Source organism: Wolbachia endosymbiont of Drosophila barbarae (assembly GCF_044752445.1).
In the GTDB taxonomy this organism is placed as follows: domain Bacteria; phylum Pseudomonadota; class Alphaproteobacteria; order Rickettsiales; family Anaplasmataceae; genus Wolbachia; species Wolbachia pipientis.
The window spans coordinates 1-1,356 of the sequence record NZ_JBIXJM010000231.1 but is presented as its reverse complement, the minus strand read 5'-3'; the positions used below and the strand labels follow the sequence as shown (position 1 = coordinate 1,356).

The 1,356-nt window shown below is 36.7% G+C and carries 1 protein-coding gene and 1 pseudogene; both read left to right on the top strand.

What is annotated here, in order from left to right; translation table 11 throughout:
* Window positions 1-344: pseudogene (locus ACIPNH_RS05345) on the top strand (ankyrin repeat domain-containing protein); the annotation flags it as partial.
* The coding region (locus tag ACIPNH_RS05340; RefSeq protein WP_400772114.1) for a phage terminase large subunit family protein at window positions 341-1,356 on the top strand (1,016 nt) is incomplete at its 3' end. The pseudogene ACIPNH_RS05345 and the gene ACIPNH_RS05340, both read left to right, overlap by 4 nt.

Here is a 1,356-nt window from a genome sequence, read left to right as displayed (position 1 = left end):
GAAAAAATGACAACTTTCCAACGTTTCATTTATTGAGCAATAAATATTTTGAAGAAAGGAAAATAGCAGACAAAAAAATAAAGAAATATATCAATATCATCTGTGTTTCTATAACAGTATGTGCAATAGCAATAGTGGGAATTTACCCTAACATTATAGCTGCAGTAATGGTGGGAATAGTTGCACTCATAGCTGCAATAGTAATGAGTAATTTAATTCAGAAGTATATAGAAGAAGCGCTTGAAAAGAAAATGTTTATTGAACTCGAAAGTGAGAAAACAAGTAGTCCTAATTTAAGTGATGTTGAAGTATCATCTAATGATGGTGAAGAGCTAGCAATATGATATACGCCACATCATTTTCTGAAGGTTTAAAACCAGATCCAGAGCTTAAAGTATCAGAGTGGGCGAATGAGTATCGAGTTCTAGCAGCAACTGCAGCATCAGAGCCAGGAAAATGGAGAACAGAAAGAACTCCTTATTTAAAAGAAATAATGGATTCACTTTCTTCGTCCTCACCAGCAGAAAAAGTAGTATTCATGAAAGGAGCACAGATTGGAGGAACAGAAGCAGGAAATAATTGGATAGGCTATATCATCGATCAAACACCAGGACCAATGCTAGTTGTGCAGCCTACAGTTGAAATGGGAAAGCGTTGGTCAAAAGGAAGATTTGCGCCGTTAATAGAGAGTACACCATGTTTAAAAAGTAAAGTAAAAGACCCAAGATCAAGAGATTCAGGCAATACTGTACAAAGTAAGGAATTTCCAGGTGGAATAGTAGTAATAACCGGAGCAAATAGCAGTGTAGCACTGAGATCTATGCCAGTAAAGTATCTCTTTCTTGATGAGATTGATGCGTATCCAGGAGATTCAGGAGGAGAAGGAGATCCAGTACTGCTTAGTATTGCTCGAACTAATACATTTGCAAGGCGAAAGATTTTTTTAGTATCAACACCAACGATTCATGGAATAAGCAGAATTGAGAAAGAATTTGAAGCAACAGATAAGAGATATTTTTTTGTACCATGTCCACATTGTAATTACTATCAAGTTCTGAAATGGTCACAAATTAAATGGGAAAACAACGACTCAAGAACAGCACATTATGTCTGCACTGAATGTAGCGGCAAAATAGAAAATCATCAAAAGACAGAGATGCTAGACCGTGGAGAATGGAGAGCTACAAATCAAGTACACAATAGCAAAGTAATAGGATTTCACCTTTCAAGTCTTTATAGCCCAGTTGGGTGGTATAGTTGGCAACAAGCAGTAGAGGATTTTCTGCATGCAAAGGAAAGTGAACAATTACTGAAAGTTTGGATCAACACAACGCTTGGAGAAACCTGGGTAGATAA